Origin of the sequence: Virgibacillus ihumii, from assembly GCF_902726655.1 — a bacterium.
Classification (GTDB): Bacteria; Bacillota; Bacilli; order Bacillales; family Amphibacillaceae; genus Lentibacillus; species Lentibacillus ihumii.
This window is the reverse complement of record NZ_CACVAN010000001.1, coordinates 71311-95318: the sequence shown is the minus strand read 5'-3', so window position 1 is coordinate 95318 and position 24008 is coordinate 71311. Positions and strand designations below refer to the sequence as shown.

24 protein-coding genes and 1 riboswitch are annotated in these 24008 nt (G+C 40.8%); of the genes, 9 read left to right on the top strand and 15 right to left on the bottom strand.

The features are described from left to right. Window positions 1-356 precede the first annotated feature (356 nt). The 4 genes from HUX68_RS00530 to HUX68_RS00515 all read left to right on the top strand — a co-directional run bounded on the left by HUX68_RS00530 (window position 357) and on the right by HUX68_RS00515 (window position 4685). The gene (locus tag HUX68_RS00530) at window positions 357-1538 is read left to right on the top strand and encodes an FtsW/RodA/SpoVE family cell cycle protein (protein WP_174612816.1); all 1182 of its coding nucleotides are present in this window, start codon (window positions 357-359) and stop codon (window positions 1536-1538) included. 7 nt (window positions 1539-1545) lie between these two features. Beyond that, a complete protein-coding gene (prpE, locus tag HUX68_RS00525) occupies window positions 1546-2289 on the top strand; it encodes a bis(5'-nucleosyl)-tetraphosphatase PrpE (protein WP_174612815.1) in 744 nt (247 codons plus the stop codon). A gap of 107 nt (window positions 2290-2396) precedes the next feature. After that, window positions 2397-2498, top strand: a riboswitch (purine riboswitch). 298 nt (window positions 2499-2796) lie between these two features. Further along, the gene (locus HUX68_RS00520) at window positions 2797-3384 is read left to right on the top strand and encodes a xanthine phosphoribosyltransferase (RefSeq protein ID WP_174612814.1); all 588 of its coding nucleotides are present in this window, start codon (window positions 2797-2799) and stop codon (window positions 3382-3384) included. Further along, entirely contained in the window at window positions 3381-4685 is a 1305-nt protein-coding gene (locus HUX68_RS00515) for a nucleobase:cation symporter-2 family protein (protein ID WP_174612813.1), read from the top strand. Before HUX68_RS00520 ends, HUX68_RS00515 begins: the two co-directional genes overlap by 4 nt. 69 nt (window positions 4686-4754) lie before the next feature. Here HUX68_RS00515 and HUX68_RS00510 read toward each other — a convergent pair whose 3' ends face one another. Genes HUX68_RS00510 through yjbM form a run of 3 tightly spaced genes read right to left on the bottom strand, consistent with a single transcriptional unit; the run spans window position 4755 to window position 7139 of the window. After that, complete coding sequence (locus HUX68_RS00510) at window positions 4755-5663, bottom strand: RluA family pseudouridine synthase (protein ID WP_246206578.1); 909 nt, start codon at window positions 5661-5663, stop codon at window positions 4755-4757. A 27-nt stretch (window positions 5664-5690) separates the two neighbouring features. After that, window positions 5691-6518, bottom strand: a complete 828-nt coding sequence (locus HUX68_RS00505; RefSeq protein WP_174612812.1) for an NAD kinase — start codon at window positions 6516-6518, stop codon at window positions 5691-5693. A 12-nt stretch (window positions 6519-6530) separates the two neighbouring features. Beyond that, window positions 6531-7139: a GTP diphosphokinase gene (yjbM, locus tag HUX68_RS00500; protein ID WP_174612811.1), complete on the bottom strand. Its 609-nt coding sequence runs from the start codon at window positions 7137-7139 to the stop codon at window positions 6531-6533. Between the two features lie 135 nt (window positions 7140-7274). Here yjbM and HUX68_RS00495 point away from each other — a divergent pair, with 135 nt between their 5' ends. The 3 genes from HUX68_RS00495 (at window position 7275) to HUX68_RS00485 (ending at window position 9227) form a co-directional block, all read left to right on the top strand. Beyond that, on the top strand, window positions 7275-7850 hold the full coding sequence (locus tag HUX68_RS00495) for a CYTH domain-containing protein (RefSeq protein ID WP_174612810.1): 576 nt from the start codon (window positions 7275-7277) through the stop codon (window positions 7848-7850). Between the two features lie 82 nt (window positions 7851-7932). Further along, on the top strand, window positions 7933-8310 hold the full coding sequence (locus tag HUX68_RS00490) for a globin domain-containing protein (protein ID WP_174612809.1): 378 nt from the start codon (window positions 7933-7935) through the stop codon (window positions 8308-8310). A 17-nt stretch (window positions 8311-8327) separates the two neighbouring features. After that, entirely contained in the window at window positions 8328-9227 is a 900-nt protein-coding gene (locus HUX68_RS00485) for a ClpXP adapter SpxH family protein (RefSeq protein WP_174612808.1), read from the top strand. 323 nt (window positions 9228-9550) lie between these two features. Here HUX68_RS00485 and HUX68_RS00480 read toward each other — a convergent pair whose 3' ends face one another. Genes HUX68_RS00480 through HUX68_RS00470 form a run of 3 tightly spaced genes read right to left on the bottom strand, consistent with a single transcriptional unit; the run spans window position 9551 to window position 11735 of the window. Continuing rightward, window positions 9551-10477 (bottom strand): glycine betaine ABC transporter substrate-binding protein, encoded by a 927-nt coding sequence (locus HUX68_RS00480; protein WP_174612807.1) that lies wholly within the window; start codon window positions 10475-10477, stop codon window positions 9551-9553. 45 nt (window positions 10478-10522) lie between these two features. Beyond that, window positions 10523-11191, bottom strand: coding sequence for a cysteine hydrolase family protein (locus HUX68_RS00475; protein WP_217424783.1), 669 nt, complete (start codon window positions 11189-11191; stop codon window positions 10523-10525). Beyond that, complete coding sequence (locus HUX68_RS00470) at window positions 11169-11735, bottom strand: GbsR/MarR family transcriptional regulator (protein WP_174612806.1); 567 nt, start codon at window positions 11733-11735, stop codon at window positions 11169-11171. The genes HUX68_RS00475 and HUX68_RS00470 overlap by 23 nt, the downstream gene beginning before the upstream one ends. Before the next feature lie 741 nt (window positions 11736-12476). Here HUX68_RS00470 and HUX68_RS00465 point away from each other — a divergent pair. Continuing rightward, the gene (locus tag HUX68_RS00465) at window positions 12477-13676 is read left to right on the top strand and encodes a S8 family peptidase (RefSeq protein ID WP_174612805.1); all 1200 of its coding nucleotides are present in this window, start codon (window positions 12477-12479) and stop codon (window positions 13674-13676) included. A 339-nt stretch (window positions 13677-14015) separates the two neighbouring features. Beyond that, complete coding sequence (locus tag HUX68_RS00460) at window positions 14016-14198, top strand: hypothetical protein (protein WP_174612804.1); 183 nt, start codon at window positions 14016-14018, stop codon at window positions 14196-14198. A gap of 491 nt (window positions 14199-14689) precedes the next feature. On the opposite strand, the gene pepF is transcribed toward HUX68_RS00460, so the two are convergent. The 9 genes from pepF to HUX68_RS00415 form a co-directional block, all read right to left on the bottom strand. Then, window positions 14690-16501, bottom strand: a complete 1812-nt coding sequence (gene pepF / locus HUX68_RS00455) for an oligoendopeptidase F (RefSeq protein ID WP_174612803.1) — start codon at window positions 16499-16501, stop codon at window positions 14690-14692. A gap of 86 nt (window positions 16502-16587) precedes the next feature. Then, window positions 16588-17781 (bottom strand): competence protein CoiA, encoded by a 1194-nt coding sequence (locus HUX68_RS00450; protein ID WP_174612802.1) that lies wholly within the window; start codon window positions 17779-17781, stop codon window positions 16588-16590. A gap of 109 nt (window positions 17782-17890) precedes the next feature. Then, window positions 17891-18601: an adaptor protein MecA gene (mecA, locus tag HUX68_RS00445; RefSeq protein WP_174612801.1), complete on the bottom strand. Its 711-nt coding sequence runs from the start codon at window positions 18599-18601 to the stop codon at window positions 17891-17893. Window positions 18602-18907: 306 nt separating this feature from the next. Next, a complete protein-coding gene (gene spxA / locus HUX68_RS00440; protein ID WP_174612800.1) occupies window positions 18908-19303 on the bottom strand; it encodes a transcriptional regulator SpxA in 396 nt (131 codons plus the stop codon). 266 nt (window positions 19304-19569) lie between these two features. Next, the gene (locus HUX68_RS00435) at window positions 19570-20163 is read right to left on the bottom strand and encodes a GNAT family N-acetyltransferase (protein ID WP_174612799.1); all 594 of its coding nucleotides are present in this window, start codon (window positions 20161-20163) and stop codon (window positions 19570-19572) included. A gap of 362 nt (window positions 20164-20525) precedes the next feature. Continuing rightward, entirely contained in the window at window positions 20526-21743 is a 1218-nt protein-coding gene (locus tag HUX68_RS00430; protein ID WP_174612798.1) for a putative glycoside hydrolase, read from the bottom strand. Window positions 21744-22004: 261 nt separating this feature from the next. Next, complete coding sequence (locus HUX68_RS00425; protein ID WP_174612797.1) at window positions 22005-22571, bottom strand: NADPH-dependent FMN reductase; 567 nt, start codon at window positions 22569-22571, stop codon at window positions 22005-22007. A 26-nt stretch (window positions 22572-22597) separates the two neighbouring features. After that, window positions 22598-23536, bottom strand: coding sequence for a cation diffusion facilitator family transporter (locus tag HUX68_RS00420; protein ID WP_174612796.1), 939 nt, complete (start codon window positions 23534-23536; stop codon window positions 22598-22600). A 42-nt stretch (window positions 23537-23578) separates the two neighbouring features. After that, window positions 23579-23905, bottom strand: a complete 327-nt coding sequence (locus HUX68_RS00415; protein WP_174612795.1) for an ArsR/SmtB family transcription factor — start codon at window positions 23903-23905, stop codon at window positions 23579-23581. Window positions 23906-24008 lie beyond the last annotated feature (103 nt).

Sequence of the window (24008 nt, the reverse complement as noted above, 5' to 3'; positions counted from 1 at the left end):
AAGACTTAATTTCTTATTCATTTTCATGTAAACTTGCTAGAGAGGAGCAAAAGCGGAAGCGCCCGTTTAGCAACGTACAAACTGCGCCCTGCCATGCAGGGTGGATCGGCGTTGTCGCGCAAAGCGGCGGTTTTAGACGATCTTCCCTAATCCGCAATGAGATAAAGGAAACACAGTGAACTGGAAGCGAACTGATGTTGACTTATCGTAGTGAGGAGTGTGAAGTTTGCTAGTTGCTGGGCGCTGGAGCTGGACGTGGATAATTTTATCTTTTAAATTATCCACATGCATTAATATTTATAATTTCTTAAGAGGAAAAAACTATCAGGATTTAATTCAGAAAGCAAGGTTAAACTATGAAAAATCGTTCAACATTAAATATTGATTATACATTAGTGTTTATTATCATCTTATTGGGGATTGTCAGTGTTTTTACATTGCACACAATTGCCCCATCATTACCCGCCAAATATGATGGGTCCAATTTTGTGCTGAAACAGGCAATGTGGTATATCGCAGGTGGCTTTGTCATTCTGGTTACGATGCTAATTGATTATGACCGATTTCGCCAGATAACCTGGATTGTGTATGGAATCGGTGTCCTGTCCTTGTTCATGCTGTTCATCGGTTTTCCACCCGCGATTGTTCATGAAGCAAATGGTGCGGTCAGCTGGTTTAAGTTTCCGATGATTGGAACCATCCAGCCCGCAGAATTCATGAAGGTCATCCTTGTCATGACAATTGCACATGTGCTGGTCAGCCATCATGATAAACATCCTGAAAAGATGCTGAAAACTGATTTCTGGCTGTTGATTAAAATATTGGTGATAGCAGTACCACCAATGGGTTTGGTTGCTGTTCAGCCAGACCTCGGGGGATTTCTTGTACTGGCAGCCATTACCGGCAGCATGATTCTCATTTCGGGCATCAGATGGCGGATTTTGTTCTCGATTTTTTTCCTGGCAGTTCTAGTGGGAGGATCGTTGTTTGCTGCATGGTATTTTTTCTCGGGACCGATTTCTGAATTTCTCGAGGAATCACTGTTTGGTCACGTTTCGAGCCGTTTTTATGGGTGGCTCAGTCCGGAACAAAACTATGACGCCGGTTACCAGCTTATTCTGGCAATGCTGGCAATTGGATCGGGCCAGCTGGCAGGCAAAGGAATCGGCGATATGGAAGTATATGTTCCTGAACGGCATACCGATATGATTTTCACGGCAGTTGCGGAACAGTTTGGCTTTATTGGAGCCAGTCTGGTTGTAACTTTATTTTTCCTGTTAATTTACCGGCTCATACATATCGCATTGTTGAGCAATGACAAATACGGGAGTTACCTGGTCACGGGACTTGTTGGTTTGTTCGCCTACCAGATTTTCCAGAACATCGGGATGTCGATTCAGCTATTGCCGATCACGGGATTGCCGCTTCCATTCATTAGTTATGGGGGCAGCTCAACGATTACCTACTTGCTCGCGATCGGAATCGCACTCAATGTTCATTCCAGAACGAAAAAATATATGTTTGATGAGACAAGGTGAGTAAATGATGAAATTGGACATTATCGGTGATGTGCATGGATGCATGCAGGAGCTCCATCATCTGTTTGTGAAAATGAACTACAATAATAGTCAGGACTCCTATGTTCATCCCGAGGGAAGAATGCCGGTTTTTGTAGGCGATATAACTGATCGCGGTCCGTATTCCGTAACATTGATCCGGCTCGTTTACGAGATGGTCATCGTCCGTAAAACAGCGAAATATGTTCCCGGAAATCACTGCAATAAACTTTACCGGTATTTTCTTGGAAACAATGTACAGGAACGCCATGGACTGGAAACGACTGTGGCAGAATACAAAGCGCTGCCAGCAACAGAGCAAACTGAAGTCAGGAAAAAGTTTATCGAACTGTATGAGGATGCTCCACTTTATTTAGTGCTTCCGGAAGCAAATGTCGTTATTGCCCATGCAGGAATAAAAGAATCGTATATCGGAAGAACCGATAAACAAGTAAAAACGTTTGTTTTGTATGGAGATATTACCGGTAAATTTCATCCGGATGGTCGCCCAATAAGAAGAGATTGGGCACAGCATTATCACGGCGATCGCTGGATTGTTTATGGGCATACCCCTGTAAAAGAACCCCGAATCATCGGAAAAACAATCAACATTGATACCGGATGTGTTTTCGGAAATGAATTAACTGCCTTTCGCCTGCCTGAGGAAGAGGTTGTCTCTGTCCCTTCCGAACAGCCTTTACATGAAGAAAAGTTTCACTATTCCTCAGAATAATTTGTGAATAAGCTTTCGCTGAATCCGGCATTGCATTCTCCTTTTTGCATGTTATAATAAGGACATTCTTTGAAAATTGTCTTATGGCAAGGGTTGAAACCTCCCTATTGGCTAAATAAATACTCACTCATATAATCGCGGGAATATGGCCTGCAAGTTTCTACCGGTTTACCGTAAATAAACCGACTATGGGTGGAAATGTGGGGAAAAGCGGCATGGCTGGTATGCTTTTTTCCTGATTCTTTCGATGATAAAGCTCGAAGGACGTTATTCCACTCATGATAAATGAGTGAATAGCGGGCCTTCGAGCTTTTTTAGTTTGGATGTTTGGGACGCGGTTAAGACCGCTCCAGAAATGCACCCGCTGTACTTTAGCCAATATCCGCTGTATAAAAGTTTAATCGCGCCGTACTTCAGCCCAAACTCGCTGTATAAAAGCAGAAAGCCGCCGTACATTAAGGGGAAACCGCCGTATTTAAATTTCACAAAATGAAAAGGAGCATCAGGATGAACGCATTAAAGGAAAAAATTCTACAGGATGGAAAAGTGTTATCGGACAGTGTTTTGAAAGTGGATGCGTTTTTGAACCACCAGATTGATCCGCAATTAATGAAGGAAATTGGTGAAGAATTTGCAGAAAGGTTTCAGAGACAAGGAATTACAAAAATTTTGTCAATCGAATCTTCCGGAATTGCACCGGCTGTGATGACTGGTCTTGTCATGAATGTTCCGGTTATTTTCGCCCGCAAACGCAAGTCCTTAACGTTATCAGATAACCTTTATATATCCAATGTTTATTCCTATACCAAAAATGAATCCAATGATATATCTGTTTCTAGAGATTTTATTAACAGTGAGGATACTATTCTGATAATGGACGACTTTTTGGCAAATGGACAAGCTGCGATGGGATTGATTGATATTGTCCAACAATCCGGGGCAGCAATTGCCGGAATTGGAATTGTGATTGAAAAAGGCTTTCAGCCGGGCGGGAAGCTGATACAGGAGCATGGAATTCAGGTGGAGTCGCTTGCAAACATCACATCATTGAAAAACAGGAAAGTGACATTTCTTGAGGAGGTTGATTCGAAATGAAAAATACCTTTAAAGTAGGTGCTCATGGCATTCAGCATCTATTGGCAATGTATGCAGGAGCAGTTGTCGTACCGCTGATTATTGGCGGAGCCCTCGGTTTCAATTCAAGTGAACTGACATACCTTGTATCCATTGACATTTTAATGTGCGGGGTCGCCACGTTATTGCAAATTATGAGCAGCCGGTTTACCGGTATTGGCTTGCCTGTCGTTCTCGGCTGTACATTTACAGCTGTTGGGCCAATTATTGCCATTGGCAGTGAATTTGGCATTTCAGCAATTTATGGATCCATTATTGCATCCGGATTAATCGTGATGCTGATTAGTGGTTTGTTTGGAAAGCTTGTGAAATTTTTCCCGCCGGTTGTAACCGGGTCCATCGTAACGATCATTGGAATCACCCTCATTCCGGTAGCCATCAATAATTTAGGTGGCGGACAGGGTGCTGATGACTTTGGTTCACTATCAAACATCGCACTTGGATTTGGAACGTTATTCGTTATCATTCTTATTTATCGTTTTTCCACCGGATTTATTCGATCCATTTCTATTTTGCTGGGACTGACAGCAGGCACCATCATTGCCATGCTTATTGGAAAGGTTGATTTTACCGCTGTTCAGCAGGCATCCTATTTTCATATCGTCGAACCTTTTTATTTCGGTCTGCCAACATTCGAATGGTCGGCTGTACTGACCATGACGCTGGTGGCCATTGTTTCACTTGTGGAATCAACCGGAACTTATTTTGCACTGGGGGACATCTGCGATAAAGATTTAAACGAAAAAGACCTTACGAAAGGGTATCGGGCCGAGGGACTTGCATCGGTAATTGGCGGTATTTTCAATGCATTCCCATATACTACTTTTTCGCAAAATGTCGGATTAATTCAAATGTCAGGTATCCGTTCACGGAAAGTTATCATGCTTACCGGGGTTATGCTGATCGCCCTGGGATTTTTGCCAAAAGTCGCAGCACTGGCCACGATTATTCCGAAATCCGTTTTAGGCGGTGCAATGGTTGCGATGTTCGGGATGGTCGTTTTCCAGGGAATTAAAATTCTCAGTACCGTTATTAGTGAAAAGCAGGAAAATTCCATGATTATCGCCTGCTCGACAGGAATTGGCCTTGGGGTAACAGTAGCTCCTGAATTATTTGCCCAGCTTCCCTCGGGCTTCCAGATTTTAACGAGCAACGGAATTGTGGCGGGAAGCCTGACAGCAATAGCACTGAATATCGTATTCAACATGCTCCCTGAGAAGAGGCAGAACGATGTAAAGGTATTATATGAGAAAGAGGCATAATCGTCATAATAATAGATTACAGCCTCAATCGCAAATGGTGCTAAACAACTATCCTATACAGGAATGCAGTTATTTCAGTTTACTCAATACCTGCATCCCTTCCTGTCTTAACACTCCCAGCATATCCTGTGTCAGAGGAATGGAAAACTCCATTCCTTTTTTTGTTACTGGATGCTTAAATGACAGAAAATCACAATGAAGCGCCTGTCGATTCATCAATTCATGAGATCCGCCATACAAATCATCACCCGCCAGTGGACGATCAAGATGTGAAAAATGTACACGAATCTGGTGTGTTCTGCCGGTTTCAAGTTGTACATTGACCAAGGAGTGTGCACTGGTTTCTTCGAGTACATGATAGTGTGTTACGGCGTGCTTACCGTCCTCCCTCACCGTCCGTTCGATGATGGATCCTTCCTTGCGGCCAATCGGCATCCGGATTGTTCCGGCTTTGTCTGATAACTGTCCTTCGATTATCGCCTTATAGCGCCGATTTATGGCCCCTGATTTTTGCGCCGCAGACAAAATCGAATGGCTATACCGGTGTTTGGCAACGAGCAACAGACCAGACGTATCACGATCCAGTCTCGTTACAATATGAACCGTATACGGAATGTTATGTTTTTCATAATGATAAAGCAATCCATTTGAGAGCGTTCCGGATGTATGAATGCCGGATGGGATTGTTACAATTCCTGCTTGTTTATTTAAGACCACAATGTCATCATCTTCATAAATGATGTCCAGGGGAATTTGTTCTGGATTCATATATTCACTTTTCATCTCGGCGGGAAAATGAACGGCGAGGACTTCCCCTTCCGTCAGTTTGTGCCGGACCGTTTTTCGTTCTCCGTTTACGAGGATCTCCCCTCCATTAAACTTGATCGATTTTATCAACTTTCTGGAAAAACCGTGAATTTCCCGCAAATAAGAGCGGATCATCAAACCCTCACATTTTTTATCTATCGTCCATTTCAACCTATGTCACCTGCCATTGTTGCCTGTCTATGAATTAGATCGTTTTATGCTGTCACTGTCATCATCCGCGACAAAGGAATCACGAACCCTGTCCCAGAACGGGAATGGTTTAAACCTGGCAAATCTGACCCGCTCCTTGGCTACCCTGCATTGGATGGATTTAACGTTTGTATAGCTCTCAGTAAAATGATCAATCGTAATCAAAAAGCTGCGATCCACCAGCGGCTTCAATAAACATGTATGATGCTTCGGAAGGATCAGCGGTGAACCGATTGTCCGGAAAACTCGGTTGTTGATGGAAGCCATCTCCGTAAGCTGAATTGCTTCAAGCGAAGGATGGATAATCCCCCCGCCAAGCGCTTTGTTATATGCAGTGCTGCCGGATGGCGTCGAAACACACAGCCCATCGCCGCGGAACGTTTCAAAATGCTCCCCTTTAATTTCCACATCGAACACGACTGATCCTTCTGCCGTTTTAATGGTCGCCTCATTTAACGCAAGGAATTTGTCTTCCGTTCCACCAGACTTGCTGCGGATGATCACCTCAAGGAGCGGATATTCCACAATTTGAAATGGTGTTTTGGCAATTTCAATGATCAGCTTTTCAACCTGATCCGGTACCCAGTCCGCATAAAAACCCAAGTGTCCTGTATGTACACCAATAAATGCTGTTGATTTCAAACAATGAATATAACGGTGAAATGCCTCCAGAAATGTTCCGTCACCACCTACCGAAATGACCAGATCCGGATATTTCTCATCATATTCCAGATTAAAATCCTGCAAATATTGTTTCATCGTCCCTTTGATTGTTTTGGATCGTTCATCGCCCTTTGACACTATTACATACTTCACGGTTCTCTCTCCTTACTTTCGATGGAATATGCGCTGTGCTTCCTGTACCTCATTTTTAATGCTGGACATTTCTTCATCCAGTTTAAAAGCCGCTTCCGCAGCACGCTGCAGCCTTTCTTTTATTTCAGATGGGATTCTCCCTTTATATTTATAATTAAGTGAATGCTCATTGGTCGCCCAGAAATTCATCGCCAGTGTACGAATCTGAATTTCTGCAACAACCTTTTTCACGCCGTGAATTGTTTCCACCGGGTATTCAATAATCATATGAAACGACCGGTATCCACTGTCTTTTTTTTCCGTAACATAATCTTTTTCCTCAATAATCGTCAGATCTTTGCGTGATCTGATCATTTTTACAATCGTATAAATATCATCAACGAACTGACAAACTACGCGAACCCCGGCAATATCCTGAAGCTCCTCTTCAATACGGTCAAGTGGTATGCGTCTGCTTTCGGCTTTCTCCAAAATACTTGGTATCGGTTTAACTCTTCCCGTAATAAACTCAATCGGTGAATGACTGGATTCATGCTCAAACTGTGCCCGAATCCCTTTCAGTTTCACTTTCAATTCCTCGACCGCCTGTGAATATGGTGCAAGGATTGCTTTCCAATTCATGGTCACCACCACCTGTTACTCTTCTGTTTTCCATTTTATCATAACATATACCAATGGATAATCTTTGCAAATTTAACCGCCATTCGGGATAATAAACGCAAATAATAACAATTCTTGAATACGGGGGAAATTACGTTGGCACAGGAAATTGAAATTGAATTTAAAAACTTGCTGACAAAAACTGAATTTGAACGTCTCTTAAATAGTTTACCTTTCCCGGCACAACCTCAAACACAGACAAATTATTATTTTGAAACTGCCGATTTCAAACTGAAGGAAAACGGGTCTGCACTTAGGATTCGGAAAAAGCAAGAGGCCTATAGCTTAACCTTAAAGCAGCCGCACCGGGAAGGTCTGCTCGAAACGCATGATCCATTAACTGATCAGGAAGCGGAACAATGGCTGAATGGTCAAATCGTGATGAAACAGCACGTCCGCAGGCAATTGGAAGCACTTCATATTGACCCGGAAAATCTTATTTATTTTGGCAGCCTTACAACGGAGCGACGCGAATTGAATTACAAAGATGTCCTGCTCGTCCTCGATTACAGTACGTATGGCGATACCGCTGATTACGAGCTGGAGCTGGAAGCAGCCTCAGCAGAAGCCGGTCAGCGAATGATTGATGAAATCCTAAGTGGGTATAACATTAATAAACGGGAGACCCCAAATAAAATCAAACGCTTTTTCAGGGAAAAAATGGATAAATAACAACTACTGGAAAGTCGGATTAGTTGCCCATCAAATTTTACGTTGCTACAATATATACAAACCTATAGGAGAGATTGTAGCTATGACAAGGCCTGGAACAATGTATGAAGCAATCGGCGGTTTCGATTCTGTAGACCGATTAGTAACCGCATTTTATAAACGAGTAGGAAAACATCCAAAGCTTGTACCAATTTTCCCGGAGGATCTAACGGAAACCGCGCGAAAACAACGGTTATTTTTAACACAGTTTTTCGGCGGACCGAGACTCTATTCCGAGGAACGCGGCAATCCGATGCTGCGCAGGCGTCATTTTCCATTTGAAATCACACCGGAACGAAAAGACGCCTGGCTGGAGTGCATGGATGCCGCACTAGAGGAAGCACAAATTGAAGAACCCTATCGCACGGCTATATTTGAAAAACTAACCATGACGGCACATCACATGATGAACACACCGTAATAGAAAGGAGAATCGATGTGAGTTGGAATCAATCTGAGCTCAAAAGCTCAAATCAGACACACACATCGTCAAAATATAGCTACTTTGATTTTGTTCAGAAACCAATCGAAATTTACGTATTTATTGATCCACTTTGTCCGGAGTGCTGGTCACTGGAACCATTTCTGAAAAAATTATCGATAGAATATGGTCGTTTTTTCACCATCCGCCCGATTATCAGCGGGCAGTTGGATGCTTTAAATAAAGATAAATTCGATAAACCGAAACGTCTGAAAGATATCTGGGAGAAAACAGCATCCCGAACCGGCATGAGCTGTGACGGTGACCTGTGGATTGAGAACCCTGTATCATCACCCTGGATTGCATCACTGGCAATCAAAGCTGCTGAACTGCAAGGGAAAAAAGCTGGACGGATTTTTCTCAGAAAAGTACAGGAAAGTCTGTTCCTTACCAAACAAAACATCTCAGATGAAAAAGTGCTGATTGAGTGTGCAAAGTCTGCTAAACTTGATGTCAGCGAATTTGAAAACGATCTATACTCCGATACAGCGAAAAAGGCATTCCAAAGCGACTTGAACCTGACAAAAGAAATGGACGTTGATTTTATTCCTGCAATCGTATTTTTTAATCCATCAACGGAAGATCAGGGCATCAAGATTTCCGGTCTCTATCCATATGATATATACGTTCAGGTACTGAAACAGATCCTGCAGAAAAACGCTGTTCCCTCAAGTAAACCGCCACTTGAGGATTTCCTGTCCTACTACGAGGTTGTTGGAATAAAGGAAATCTCGGTTGTATATGATTGGACAAAAGCAAAAGCCGAACGTGAAATGAAAAAGCTTCAGCTTCAGCAAACCGTGGAAAAAATTCCAGTGAAGTACGGAACCTTTTGGAAATATAAAGAGGAACAGTAAAACCCGAAGCATGAGGTTGGATGCTTGGGGTTTTTGTTTCAGATTATTTAACGGTAAGAATATACAAAACAAAACTGCTGCGGCGCTATTTCCTCGGATACTTATCACCCTTTTGTTCTTCAGTCAGACCACAGCAATCATTAAACCAGGATATCCAGTGAGTATAGGGAACACCGCGCAAGTCATTCCTTTACATGTTGAATATAATCCTTATTAGTTCACCAACATCTTTATTGGAGTTTTAAATATCAAACCTTAACCTGCAAATCACTAATCAAAGACATTGCCTGTTTTATGCAGACAATGTCTTTGATTAGTTAAAGTTACTTAATTCCTTTTGTCCATTCACTGACAAGATCCTGATTGTTCTTAACCCACTCTTTCGCTGCATCAACTGGCTTCATACCTTTATTTATTTTCACCATCACTTCTCCAATATCTTTTTTTGTCCAGCTGAACTGATCCAGAATTTTATATGCCTTTGGAGCATCTTTCTTCAGCCCTTCCCGGACAAGTGTATTGATATTATCAGGGTCACCGTAAATGTTTTTTGGATCTTTGAGATATTTCAAATCCCATTTGGAGAATGCCCAGTGTGGGGACCAAAGTGTAACAACGATTGGTTCTTTATTTGCAATCGCATCACCTAGGGATGCCGCCATAGCACCTGAAGAACTTGCCTGTAACGTCCATTTATCCAATCCGTATGCAGGCATGACTTTCTCTTCGGTAAGTTTCATTTGGCCTGCTCCAGGTTCAATCCCGGTAATTGTCCATTCTGTTTTATCCCCGATCGAATATTTATTTTTTGCCAAATCTTTTATAGAATCAATTTTCATATATTTCGGAACAACCAGTCCAAGAGGTGCGCCTTTCAGATTTGGACCAAGATGCACAAGATTTTCTTTGTATTGCTCCCAGTAAGCTGCATCTGTATGTGGCAGCCAGACACTTATTGTTGCATCGGCTGACCCATCAGCTACCCCTGAATACATTGCTCCTGAATTAACCTGGAGTAATTCCACTTCATAACCCGCTTGCTCAAGGACAACTTCGATTACATGGTTACTTGCTATAGCAGATGCCCATGCTACATAAGGTATTTTTAATTCTTTCTGACCAAGATTTTGATTGCCATTGTCTGCATTCTTACTTTCCTCTTTGCCACTGTCGCCGTTTCCACATGCTGACAACACAACCAAACACATAATCATAATCGCTGTAACAATTTGTTTTACTTTTTTCTGCACTAATTTATCCTCCTCATGTTGTTTATCGCTATTTGTTTGAAAAAATTATTCATTTAACTTATTGAATACCTGCCGCATGTTTTCGGGCGTAAACTGCAGTTGATCCGGATATTCCGATTGCCAACACTTGCTTGGCCTGCCTGAAAGTTTATTTATTAGTTCTGTACTGTCATATATGGTGATATCATAGATCCAGTTTGCCATGATCATGATAGACGACATATGTGCACCCTCATTTGTCGTTCCACAGATATCCTTTACCAAATTAACCTGATAGTCACGGAAATACGCATCAAAAACAGTTGTCATTAAACATCCATCTGTAACAAAACCTCCGATGATCAGATGTTTTATTCCCATGTTCTTCAAGATCAAATTCAAACTTGTGTCGTAGAAGCTACTCCACCGGTACTTATCAATAACAATATCCTGCTTTTCCGGCTTTATTTGATCAACAATATCTGCTGCATTCGTTCCATCATTGTAGAATACCGGCTCTCCGTGTTCATCCAATGGTTCTCCATTTGACATGCCGATCGTATCCTTCCGATTAATCTGCCGGGTGTAAATAACAGGGATATCTAGTTCCCGGCATTTAGCTATTAATGCTTCAGTGTTATCTATAGCTGTCTGAACTCCCTCAATACCGAACTCACTCTCTTTTTGTACATCAATCAATAATAAGGCTGTTTTAATCGTTTCCAGTTTCGTCACCCTCTTTGCTGTTTATGGGAAAAGATTTAAAAATCTCTCCTGTCTCCATGGCATTTGCCAATTTTAGTGTCCAATCAAAGTAAATCTTTGTTTGTTCAATATCCTGCAAATCCCCTTGCGCCATCTTTTTGGCTTCCTCGGATGAACTGTCTGAAGCAATCTCTTTAAGGGTACCTTCCACCTGTTGATTTGCCCTCGAAATAATACTTCTTTCCTGTCTCAGCCTTTTAACAAAGAAAGCAAAAAAGTTTTTAAAAAAATCTTTTTCGGCGATATAATGGTCTTTCCGGTTACCCTTTTTCCATACCTTAATAACCATTTCGGTATCAAGCAAATCCCGTAAACCGGTGCTGACACTGCCTTTACTCATTGCTACCTGGTCTTTTATTTCATCAAGATTAAGTGGCCTGTCCGCATAATAGAGAACACCATAAATTCGTCCAACTGAAGGAGTAACCCCGTATATGACCATTGTTTGCGCAATCGCACTAATCAAAATATCCCTTGACTGCTCTACCTTTTGAATATCCTGATTTTTATCCATTCACTGTCATCCTTTCCGCTCAGTTTCAAAAGACCTTTTTGGTCAATTTGTTCAATTTATTTAGTTTATATTGAACAATTTACCAATATTATATGTGCTGAATATTAGTTTGTCAATTCCTTTAAATTAACTATAAGAAAGTATAATCAAAATTCCCTCGCAAACCTGCAATTTCCATCAAACGTAAAGAGCCCGTTTTAAAAAAGAATAATCAAAACGGGTTTATTATTTGTGAATCACTATACATTTTTTAAAAGTGATTATATTATCTGCCTATGATTTTCAACAATTTTGACCTATAATATGGCTTTTCTGCTAAATTAAATATCAGCAAATATTTTAACTGAATTATTTGTTCTTATTAAAATACTCTTCCGTTACTTGCAACTGATTTTTAAGAATTTCTTTCCACAAATACAATAAAGTACTATCAAAGGCACAAAATACCTGGTACATATTAACCAAATTTCTGCTTAAATTGCCTTCATCGGAAGTTATTGTCGATTTATTAAACTGTATTTCCTCATTTCAGGAAAGTTACGATGTGCTTTCCCCATCCCTTCTATATCAGTCATTCCGGAGCTTATATATGCTCGTTTATTTTCCATTTTAAGAAATAAATAGTTCAATAGTTTACAAATCTCGATTTAATTTTACATGTTCTTTCCCAACTGAATTTGGAAGGATTCTGTCCCCCATTTTGCGAATTTTACAGGTGAATCAAAAAAGGAGGAGATTTGTATGAAGTTGAAGTATTTTGGCGGGCTGCTCATTGCAATGATGATAGCGGTCCTGACATTCGGCAACGGTGTAGCAGCCGATGAATTGCAAACAAAACTACCTGAGGCTGCCAAAAAGATCGAAAAAGATGCACATGTCAAAGGTGAAGTTATCGTCAAATTTAAAAAAGGAACATCCGGGAAGTCGCAAAATCATGCTTTAAAAGGACTTAATGCAAAAGCCAAACCTGACTTGGATACTGTTAAGTCCCCTTTTAAAGTACTGGAAGTCGGAAACGTTAAGAAAGTTGTGAGGGCACTTAATAAAAATCCTAATGTTGCTTATGCAGAACCGAACTACAAGATGACTGTCACCTGGTCTCCAAATGACACCTACGCAACTCCGGGTTATCAATATGGACTTTTTACAACTTATACCGATAGTGCCTGGAATATCGCTCGTGGAGATTCCAGCCAGGAAATCGCCGTTTTAGATACAGGTGTTGACTACACACATGAGGATTTGGATAACAAAACAATTCTAGGGTATGACTTTGTACAAAATGACTACCGTCCGATGGATCAAAATGGACATGGCACACATGTGGCAGGAATTGCTGCTGCAGAAACGAATAATAGTACCGGAATTGCCGGCATGGCACCAAACACATCAATTCTGGCAGTGCGCGTTTTGGATGCACAAGGCAGTGGATCCCTCGCAGACATTGCAGATGGTATCCGTTATGCAGCCAATCAGAACGCTGAAGTCATTAATCTGTCTTTAGGATGTAACTGTGACACACAAACATTGGAAAATGCGGTAAACTACGCATGGAACCAAGGCAGCGTCATAATAGCAGCTGCGGGAAATGACGGGGTATCAACAACTTTCGAACCCGCTTCCTATGAAAACGTACTTGCTGTCGGGGCGGTCAACAGTAACAATCAGATAGCCAGTTTCTCCAATTACGGACCATGGGTAGACGTAATGGCACCTGGTGTGGATATCGCTTCTACTTATCCAAATAACCGCTATGTATATATGTCCGGTACATCCATGGCTTCACCATCTGTAGCAGGACTAGCCGGGCTTCTTGCCGGACAGGGCAGAAATAATGTGGAAATTCGCCAGGCAATCGAAAATACTGCTTATTCAATCGGCAGTGCAGGATATTATTATGAAGACGGGATGATTGACTCCTACAGTGCTGTGAACTATTAAGCAGTACACAACCCGGGTGATGAATCACCCGGGTGTTCTATGCCAATTTTAGGTAGGATTATTAGTTTATATTGTAAAAAAGGATACACGGGGCAGCGTGTATCCTTTAAGGGTTCTCCGACTTTGTATTAAACAAAGGGGGATGGGAGAAAGTTTCATGATCATAAACAAAGGGGTTTTTGTTTGTGATTCATATCACAATTTAACTATATCAACCGCCTTAAAAGTTGGCAATAGTTAGCCCTCTGGTTCACAAAAATGTCATACTTCTAATTCAAATATTTGTAACATATGATTTACTGAAAAGATTATAGAAAACTGATGATTGGAGTGATGTACATGCAGGATTCACTGCCTATCCTGTTGCTAATCATCACGATTGTCGCATTCTTTTTGAACATACTGGGGCTCATGCAGATTATTCCGTTCTGGATTACACTGCCGATGTTGTTCATTTCAATCTACCTGACAATATATGCATTCACACACCGGAATGTGTATCGTGGTAAAATACGGGGGTAATTCCAGCAACACTGCTATTGATTCAAATCCAATGTAAAAAGAACCCAATATCACGAAGATGGCATTCCAACTTTTGAAGATGACACTCTATCTCTCGAAGGTGGCATACAAACTCTCGAAGATGACCTCCTATCTCTCGAAGGTGGCATACAAACTCTCGAAGATGGCCTCCTATCTCTCGAAGGTGGCATACAAACTCTCGAAGATGGCCTCCTATCTCTCGAAGGTGGCATGCAAACTCTCGAAGATGGCCCCTTATCTCTTGAAGGTGACGCTCTATCTCTCGATGAATGACTTTTCCCCTTGGAACTGGCATGCCTAGCGATCGCATATAGCAACGGTCACCCCTTGAAGATAATTAATAGACAATCTTTTGAAAAACCGGCATTCACCTCGTCTTATAGCGAGTGCTGAATTTTTTCTTATAAGGTCTACCATAATTTATACACAAAAAAAGGAGGCTTACACATCAGTGCAAGCCTCCTTTTTAATTATCCAAGCAACAACTTTTCCATTTCGTTCAGCTTTTCCTCAAAAACGTCAAGCGCATCGAGAATTGGTTGCTTGGATGTCATGTCGACGCCGGCTTTTTTAAGTACTTCGATTGGGTAATCGCTGTTCCCTGCCCGCAGGAAGTCCAGATACCTGTCAACAGCCCCATCCTCTCCGCTCAGAATACGGCTGGCAAGCGCTGTTGCCGCTGAATAACCGGTTGCGTACTGGTAAACGTAATAATCCATATAGAAATGTGGTATCCGCGCCCATTCCAGACCAATTTCATCATCGGAAACAACGTCTTCCCCGAAATATTTTTTATTCAATTCATAATAAATATCAGTCAGTCTTTCAGCACTGAGCGCTTCTCCATTTTGCATACGTTTATGAATATCATGTTCAAACTCGGCAAACATCGTCTGGCGAAATACCGTTCCGCGGAATCCTTCCAGAAAATGATTCAATAAATAAAGTTTTTGCTTATCGTCATCCACGTTTTCCAGCATGTAATCATTGAGCAGTGCCTCGTTGCATGTGGATGCTACCTCGGCAATAAAAATCGAATAGTTGCCATAACGGAATGGCTGATTTGCCCGTGTATAATAACTGTGCAGCGAATGCCCCAGTTCATGTGCAAGTGTGAACAGGTCATTCACTTTGTCCTGCCAGTTCAGCAGAATATACGGGTTGGTTCCATATGCGCCTGATGAATAGGCACCGCTCCGTTTTCCTTTGCTTTCTTCAACATCAATCCAGCGGCTGTTAAAGCCTTCCTTCAGGGTGCTGACATATTCTTCTCCGAGCGGTTTTAAACCTTCCAGAACATATTCCTGCGCTTTTTCATACGGGATATTCATATCAGCGTCTTTCACAAGTGGTGTATACATGTCATACATGTGAAGTTCTTCAACTTCCAACACTTTTTTACGCAATGCCGCATAACGGTGCAGGAGCGGCAGTTTTTCATTGACTGCCTCCACTAAATTGTCATATACCTGTTCCGGAATCCTGTTGGAGTCCAGAGCCGCTTGACGTGCAGAATCATAATTTCGCACTTTTGCACTGAAATTATCAGCTTTTACAGTACCGGTTAATGTTGATGCGAATGTATTCTTAAATTTGCCATACGTATCATACATCGCTTTGAAAGCATTTTCCCGGACATTACGGTCTTTTGATTCCAAGAAGCCGATGAATCGGCCATGTGTCAAATCAACCTCTTCTCCCTGATCATTTTTAATCGTCGGAAAAGTAAGGTCGGCATTGTTCAACATTCCGAATGTGTTGGAAGCATTCGACATTGGTTCAGACGCTTCTGCCAAAAGTGCTTCTTCCCGCTTGCTCAGCACATGCGGGCGCTGCCGGGAAATTTCATCGAGTGTATGTTTATACAGTTGCAGGTCATCATTTTCATTTAAATATTCATCCAGTTTGCTTTCATCCATCATCAGAATTTCCGGAACGATATAGCTCATTGAACTTGAAGCAACCGTCAGTACGTTTTCTGCTTTAGAATTCATCTCCTGGTATTTCGAGTTCGTTGTATCCTGATCGTTTTTCATATGTGCATATGTAAACAACTTTCCGAGCCGCTCTGACAGCTCATCCTGAAGCTTCAATACATCATACAGATTTTGTGCGGATTCGGCTAACTTTCCCTGAAATTTTTCAATGGATGGCAGATCATTTTTCAATGCATGTAATTCCTTCTCCCACTCTTCATCCGTTGAAAAAATATCCTCCAGTTTCCAGGTTCGCTCTACAGGGATTTCGCTCCGCTTTGGCAATTCTTTTGTTGCTTTTGCCACAATAATCGTCCTCCTTAAATTCGACTCTCTATAACTACTTCTGTATTCAGGCAAAAATTCCTTCTTTCTATATAGTATAACGAATTTTATAGGTACCATGCTTTTATTTTGTTTGAGTAAAGCAGTTCAATCAATTGTTTATCACCCTGTAATGCCTCCTCAACATTCTTATGAAAATGAAGTGGATTTTTCTTTGTAAACATTCGGGCTGAGTTCAGTGTAATAACCTGCAGTTTTTCAAGAAGCTGAAGATATTGGGTGATAGGATTTGCTACTGAAGCAAGCAAGGGGAAATATTCCTTACATTGAAGATGGTTTTGCAGGAGTCTCTTACAGTTGGCATAAGGGATTGCGGAACCAATTTCAGCCGGTTCAATTAAATCCAGGCACAACCGACTTTGCCAGTCCCAAGGCGGTGTTTTCATCAAAATCTGTCCGCGGACCGGCATATGAATGATGGATGGCAAATATTCTTTATGGGTTCTTTTTAAATATAGCCACTGATGCCATGTCATTTCACTGCCATACAGTCTTTTCGCAGCTCTTATTCTCAGATTTTGCTTCTCTTTTACCCATAACGGACCGATTGCCTGGTTAGAGATAAAGTTCTCATGAAACACATCAGTAAATCGCATTCGATCCAGCCGGCGTATAGAAAACTTTCCAATTGCCTTGTTTTGGCTTGTAAAAAATAAGTCCTGAAAAGAAATAAATTGAAAGGATTGCGGACAAAAGAAGAACAGTGTCAGTGGAAATTCAGAAGAAAATTGATGAATAAACTGCAGATGAAAAGCGTCAAGTTTCAGTTGGTGCTGCCCTCGGCGTTCTAATCTGTTAGCGCCAAGTATCCAAATAGGGATTATCCCGGCCTGCCGGTAGCCTTTATTCCGCTTATGCACCTGCTCCACGGGTATTCGCGCACATTGATACTCAATGGCCAGTATGCGATTGTTCACTCGCAAAAGGACATCTGGCCGCTGCATGATTTCCGGGAGATACGCTTCAAGCTCCACATCCAGTTGCTGGTGCCGCAGCCATTTATAAAGAAGCAGTTTTCCCTTCTCATGGTATGCCCCCTCCCCGCCTTCAGATGACGGACAATTTTGCTTCGACCGGTGTGCAAAATGCGGAACCATTTTCTGTCCTGCCTTTATAATCACCGGTTCATCACATGCAGGACATCGAAACTGTTGCCGGTTACCTTTCAATCGCATAATCTCCTGCCTTGTCAGCAAAGCAAGCGTTACAAGTACTCCATTTTTCATTTTGGCTTGCAACATCCATATATGCACCTCTCTTTCTTATCCTTAATATATTCGACATCAGAGGTGCTTTCTCCTGCCTTTTTCAAAATGATTTTGAAATGAAGCAAAAAAAATAGACACCCGATTATGAGCGCCCAATAGTAGCAGGGAAATGATTACGTACCTGACTGAGTGTGTTATCAGCAAATATCTGTTTTCCGTATTCCTCCAGCAAGTGAACGGTTACGTCTGTATCATGAGCAAATTCGAAAATCTGACTAAGCAAATCTTCCTGTCGATCGTCTTCTTCATCCTCTTCGTCGTCAGTGGTGAATTCCACATACAGATAATAATCACCTTTATAGTGGAACAGACTGTTTTCAACATCTTCATCAAATCCGTCAAAGTAATGACTGAGCTGAATAACATCTTCAAAATCATCGAATTTCACAATGAGTGACAAATTACCATCTTCGTCTTCATTGTCGTCTTTTGCCGATTTTCCTTTATTTTCACCGAATTTATGATCAAGCATATCTTCAATCTTATCATCCACAGAAATATCAATCGTGCTTCCATTCTCAGTTGGCAGTTCAATATTCTCACCGTTTTTCGAAACCTGTGCCTTTGTGACTACAATTTCCAGTCCCTTATCCATTGCCTGCACCTGAATCCATAACGGTCCATCAACATTAAAATCTTCTTTATAATTGACTTCATCCATCATTTGCCAAAAAAGCTGTTCGCTGCGTTCCCGATTATACCAGATTTCCTCGCGTTCAAAGCCGCGATCCTCGATATCGATATAGGAAATATAAAACTTTACGGTATTCTCATTTATGCGCTCTATTTCCATCCTTTTTCTCTCCCTTCTTTTTAAAGCTGAAGTTTGGTGGAAGAGATTGCTTCCCCATATCATTTATCTATAATTTCATATTCCCGTTTCAACTCAAATCATAACCATTTTTGCTTCTATATAATATATTGTATGATATCAGCATTGGTTTTGAAAATTTAAATGCCTATAATTCCAATTATTAATTTTCTATTTTAAATGATATCTGTGCGTTTGTCACTATCGTTGAATAAAAAAGCGCAGACCGGCTTTTTCAAGGATCTGCGCTTTTTAAGTTTTGTTGAAAAGTTTACATCTTTTAATTGGTTAGTTTACCATGCGCTGTGCTTCACGCAACTGAAATGTTCTTACCGTTCTTGGCAGGAACCTGCGAATTTCATCTTCATTATAGCCAACCTGCAAGCGTTTTTCATCAAGAATAATCGGCCTGCGCAATAATCCCGGATTTTGCTGAATCAAACGGAACAAGTCTTTCATTGGCAGCTGATCAATATTGACATCAAGCTTTTGAAAAACCTTTGAACGTGTTGAAATAATCTCATCAGTTCCATCTTCAGTCATCCGTAATATTTCTTTGATTTCAGTTAAAGTCAGCGGTTCAGAGAAAATATTGCGTTCATTAAACGGAATATCATGTTCTTCCAACCACGCTTTCGCTTTTCTGCAAGATGTACAACTTGGTGAGGTATAAAGTGTTACCATTTAACTTCACTCCTCAATCTAAAGAATGTATAGTCATTACTGGAACTTTTAACAACTTATCAGATTAAAATAAGTTTAAATAACCTATATGTACAGTATACTATATTTGTCAACTAAAAGATAGGTAATTCTGTGTAAATTTGGTGAAAAGACAAATGTTCATAAAAGTTATCTTTACTTGTAAGATTCCCTATTTCTTATTAATTAAACATCCATAATTGAAAAAAATCAGCCTCTTGAATGAAAAGATCAAGAGGCTGTCAGTATTACGCTTTTTCTGATGTCTGAATCGCATCAAAAATATCATTTGAATCACGATTCTCATCGTAACTCAGCACTTCATCGACAGGCTGATAAGCTTTCCCGTAAATTTCTTCATCCTTGTACGTATGAATATCTTCGTACATCTGTTTCATTCGCTGGTATATTTCTTCTTCTGATTCATTATTCGGAGACCAATACAAAATTTCCATCGGAGTTTCCTCGTCGGTAGCCAATGAGCGGCGATTATAGTCAATATATTGAGCGTGGGCAAATCCTTCGCGTTTATAAAAATGAAGTCTTTTTTCTGTATCTGTATCATCATAATCAACAGGCTCTACTTCCAAGATAATCGGCTTATTGTGTTGTTTCAGTTTCTCAATCAATTTATGACCAATTCCCTGTCCCCTCGATTTCGATGAAACATATACATAATCAATAAAGATGAACGTATCAAATTCAGCGTACATCAAAACATGGTACTGACCTTCATCTTTATGATATACATCCCCTTTTTCTTTTAGCAGCATGTCCATATGTTCCTTGGATTTCATTTCTTCCACAGGGAAATATTTACTTAGTTTTTCATACCAGTTCATACATCTACTCCTTAAAAATTTTTTGACTTTTATATTATAACGAAAAAATAACGATTTGTTAAATCAGCATCATCCCTGTACACTATTTTTACCTTACCCGATTTTCACAAATTCAAACACTTCAATTGAGATATCCTGATCAGCATCATCATAATGAAGAAACTGCCTTAATAATTCCGGATTCAACTTTTCGTGGATAAATCACCTGAAAGCGTGGATATCCAATTCGAATTCGTGGATATGCAGCCCATTTTCGTGAATATCTATTCTAAAATCGCGGATAAAAGCTGTGTGGACTGAATTCGACTAGTAAACAGCTATTAAAAACCGGCCCTCATACTTTGATGGGACCGGTTCTTCAATTAACCTAACGGCGTATAATCAACATTCTCAGAGTACGAATTTCCGGCATTCCAGAGCAAAAATTCATTAATTCCATGTTTATTCAGTGCCCTGATTTGCGCTTCCACCTCTGCTTTGCCGTACTGTGTCGGCGGACCGCTGTAGAGCCATGGCGCCTCAAAGTCCTGAATCCACGGACGGGATGTTGGTGGATTTTTCAACTTGCCGAGCACTTTATTTTCCACTTTCGCATATTCGGAAACGAGCTTATACGGATGTTTATCCGGAAAATCAATCCCGAAATAAGACGTCCAGTGGCTTGGATAAATCATCGATGAGATCACATCGACATTGCTGGCAATTTTGGAAAAATCCTGTCCGATGCCTGCTGTTTGCGGAACGGTTGCCGCATAGCCGAAAATATCAACCGACACATCGACATCGTAATATTCAAGCTCTTTGTTAGCATATTCAACAAAATCAGTAACCGCCTTCACGCGCCTTTTGACATTTTTCATTTCAGCGTTCTTATAGTCCCCCTGGCTGTACTGCAGTACCTCGTCGTAATCCTCAAAACCTTCCGGGAAACGTACATAGTCAAATTGAATTTCCTGAAAACCCATTTCAGCGGCCATTTTGGCAATTTCAACATTATATTTCCATACTTCTTTCTGGAATGGACTTACAAATGCTTCACCCTTTCCGTTTGTCCATACTTCGCCATTTTTAGTAAAGGACCACTCCGGATGTTTTTTTGCAAGCACAGAATCTTTAAAAACAACAATCCGCGCAATTGGGTAAATGCCTTTTTTCTCAAGTTTTTTCAATAGTTTTCTGGGATCATCAATAAAATTTATACCAATATCCTCATATTTAGTACCCTCAGGTTTAAATGTTAAATTACCGTGATCTTCTTTTATGTCAATAACCATTGCATTCAATTCGGTTGTTTCCACGAGATTGATCAGTTCATTCATCCTGCTTCCGCCGGCAGACGGACCAGTGACATAAATCCCTCTAACAGCATCAGGGTATTTAAACGTAAAACCGGAATCATATGTAAAACGCTGCATTTTGTTTTCCAATCCAATTGTTTCGACACTTGTATGCCGTTCCTTATGCATGCTTGCACGATGTATCTCTTCCCCACTGGACTGTTGCGTAAACAGCATTACAGCTGCCAGCCCTGCAACAAGAACTCCGGCACATGCCAATATAATCAGCTGTTTTTTTCCCATTTTTCTATCAATCTCCTATGCAAAGTTATAAACCTATTATAATGGAATTTGTCATTTTTTAGAAGATAATAGCAGAAAATTTATACGGAATTTTTAATAGGAATAAGTTACATCGCTAATTTCATGGTTTGGAATGAATGGAGGGGTGTTGGAAGTATTGATTGCTGAAGTTTACGCCATGCGGACACAATTTAGAACTCCACTGTATAAAAAAACAATGGCGGCTGGCTGCAGGAATCACCGTCATTGTCCTATAAAACTTTAAAAATCATATTGAGTTTCTTTTTTGTCGAGGATGCTTTTATATGTTTCCGTTAATTCAATTGTATCTTCCACCAGCCGATCAAGCCTGAACAGCACATCATCATCAACAATTTCTTTTCGGTAAAAATTCTTTTCCTCAATAAATACATATGATTGAACGATCTGTGCCTTCATATAACCAAGTATCGGTTTTAATTGCTGTTCAGGAATTAAATAATGTTTGGCCGATCCTGCAGTTACAAGTATACTGACGATTTTTTCCCGAAATGCGTCAACAGGAAGTAAATCAAAAATATTTTTCAATGTACCGGGAATGGATGCCTGAAATATTGGTGTCCCGATTATAATCGCATCCGCTTCCATCAACGTTTGCGCCACATATTTGGTATCGCCTTCGTATTCCATAAAATTACGTCCGTCACTGAACTGAATATCATATTCCGCCAGATCAATCAGTGCAGTCTGTGCATCAGGAAATTTCTTCGTTACAATATTCATCGTGTATTCCATTGCTGTTCTTGTTTTTGATCCGACAGTTGAGCCGGATAATCCGATAATTTTCATTTGTTTCTCCCCCCGCTACTCCTTAATCAGTGTTCATGCGCCGGATTGCCCTGATCATAACTGCACATCAACGATTCATCATGTGGATGTTCTTTATTTTCTAACTGAATGGTTACATGGCCGATCCCTTTTTGCTCCAATTGTTCCTCAATATATCGGAGCAGATTTTGACTTTCTTTAATATTGAGACTGCCATCAACTACCGCATGACAGGATAATGCGTTTTGCCCGCTCGTAATACTCCAAACGTGCAAATCATGAATGCCGTGCACACCCTGAACATTTTCAATCGTATTAATAACCTCATCCAATTCAACATTTTTCGGTGTACCTTCCATGAGTACATGGACGGCGTCTTTTGTAACTTTCCAACCGCTTATCAGTACCAAAGCTGCCACAATGATACTTGCGAGCGGGTCTGCCCAGCCCCAATTGAAAAACATGATGAGAAGTGCAGCAACAATTGCTCCAACCGATCCGAGTAAATCGCCGAGTACATGCAGGAATGCCGCACGCAAATTTAAATTTTCATCGGTGTCACCACGCATTAAAATCCATGCTACCACGATGTTTACAATAAGACCAATGATGGCGATGATAAGCATGCCGACCGACGCCACTTCATGCGGGCTGGTAAACCGCTGAAATGCCTCATAGAAGATATACAGTGCAATGGCCATAAGTGTCACACCATTAAAAAAGGCTGCCAAAATTTCAAAGCGTTTATACCCATATGTTTTACTGTAGTTAGCTACTTTCTCACCCATGGCAAAAGCAATCAATCCAACACCAAGGGAAACAGAGTCACTAAGCATGTGACCCGCATCTGACAGTAAAGCAAGACTGTTCGTGATAAACCCGCCAACCGCCTCTATGATCATATATGCGGTTATAATAATAAAGCTGATCATCAATGCCTTTTTATTTGCACCATGTGTATGGTCGTGACCATGATCGTGTCCCATAGGAATACCTCCCTGCTATTATGTAACATATTAAAGTTGGCATCAGCTGTGCAGTGCATGGTCAATGGTTTGCTTCAAAATGTTAATAACATGCTCATCGTCATGGGAATAATACAATGTTGTGCCTTCCCGGCGATACTTCACGAGACGCAAGTTCTTTAGGAATCGAAGCTGATGTGAGACTGTAGATTGCCTCAGGTGCAGCGCTTCCGCAATACCATTCACCGAATATTCATTATGAAATAATAAGTGCAGGATCCGGATTCTGGTTGGATCCCCTAAAGCTTTAAATGTCTGCGAAACAACAAACAATGTTTCCTCATCCAAATCTTTTTGTTCGATCTGCTGTTCTTCATTTTGATCTGCCATTTATAATTCCCCCACTCGTCTAAACCATTCGAATGTTTGGCTGAAGGTTGTCAATATTAATATATGCGTATATCAGTATATGTTCATATTTTATAATTGAACC

What these genes read in the sequence shown, in the direction of transcription:
- HUX68_RS00530 (WP_174612816.1), top strand. Translation starts at nt 357, where the DNA reads ATGAAAAATCGTTCAACATTAAATATTGATTATACATTAGTGTTTATT.
- HUX68_RS00515 (WP_174612813.1), top strand. Translation starts at nt 3,381, where the DNA reads ATGAAAAATACCTTTAAAGTAGGTGCTCATGGCATTCAGCATCTATTG.
- mecA (WP_174612801.1), bottom strand. Translation starts at nt 18,601, where the DNA reads ATGGAAATAGAGCGCATAAATGAGAATACCGTAAAGTTTTATATTTCC.
- HUX68_RS00470 (WP_174612806.1), bottom strand. Translation starts at nt 11,735, where the DNA reads ATGGATAAAAATCAGGATATTCAAAAGGTAGAGCAGTCAAGGGATATT.
- HUX68_RS00430 (WP_174612798.1), bottom strand. Translation starts at nt 21,743, where the DNA reads ATGGGAAAAAAACAGCTGATTATATTGGCATGTGCCGGAGTTCTTGTT.
- prpE (WP_174612815.1), top strand. Translation starts at nt 1,546, where the DNA reads ATGAAATTGGACATTATCGGTGATGTGCATGGATGCATGCAGGAGCTC.
- HUX68_RS00415 (WP_174612795.1), bottom strand. Translation starts at nt 23,905, where the DNA reads ATGGCAGATCAAAATGAAGAACAGCAGATCGAACAAAAAGATTTGGAT.
- HUX68_RS00425 (WP_174612797.1), bottom strand. Translation starts at nt 22,571, where the DNA reads ATGAAAATTATCGGATTATCCGGCTCAACTGTCGGATCAAAAACAAGA.
- yjbM (WP_174612811.1), bottom strand. Translation starts at nt 7,139, where the DNA reads ATGAATTGGAAAGCAATCCTTGCACCATATTCACAGGCGGTCGAGGAA.
- HUX68_RS00490 (WP_174612809.1), top strand. Translation starts at nt 7,933, where the DNA reads ATGACAAGGCCTGGAACAATGTATGAAGCAATCGGCGGTTTCGATTCT.
- HUX68_RS00460 (WP_174612804.1), top strand. Translation starts at nt 14,016, where the DNA reads ATGCAGGATTCACTGCCTATCCTGTTGCTAATCATCACGATTGTCGCA.
- HUX68_RS00435 (WP_174612799.1), bottom strand. Translation starts at nt 20,163, where the DNA reads ATGAACTGGTATGAAAAACTAAGTAAATATTTCCCTGTGGAAGAAATG.
- HUX68_RS00420 (WP_174612796.1), bottom strand. Translation starts at nt 23,536, where the DNA reads ATGGGACACGATCATGGTCACGACCATACACATGGTGCAAATAAAAAG.
- HUX68_RS00465 (WP_174612805.1), top strand. Translation starts at nt 12,477, where the DNA reads ATGAAGTTGAAGTATTTTGGCGGGCTGCTCATTGCAATGATGATAGCG.
- HUX68_RS00450 (WP_174612802.1), bottom strand. Translation starts at nt 17,781, where the DNA reads ATGTTGCAAGCCAAAATGAAAAATGGAGTACTTGTAACGCTTGCTTTG.
- HUX68_RS00520 (WP_174612814.1), top strand. Translation starts at nt 2,797, where the DNA reads ATGAACGCATTAAAGGAAAAAATTCTACAGGATGGAAAAGTGTTATCG.
- spxA (WP_174612800.1), bottom strand. Translation starts at nt 19,303, where the DNA reads ATGGTAACACTTTATACCTCACCAAGTTGTACATCTTGCAGAAAAGCG.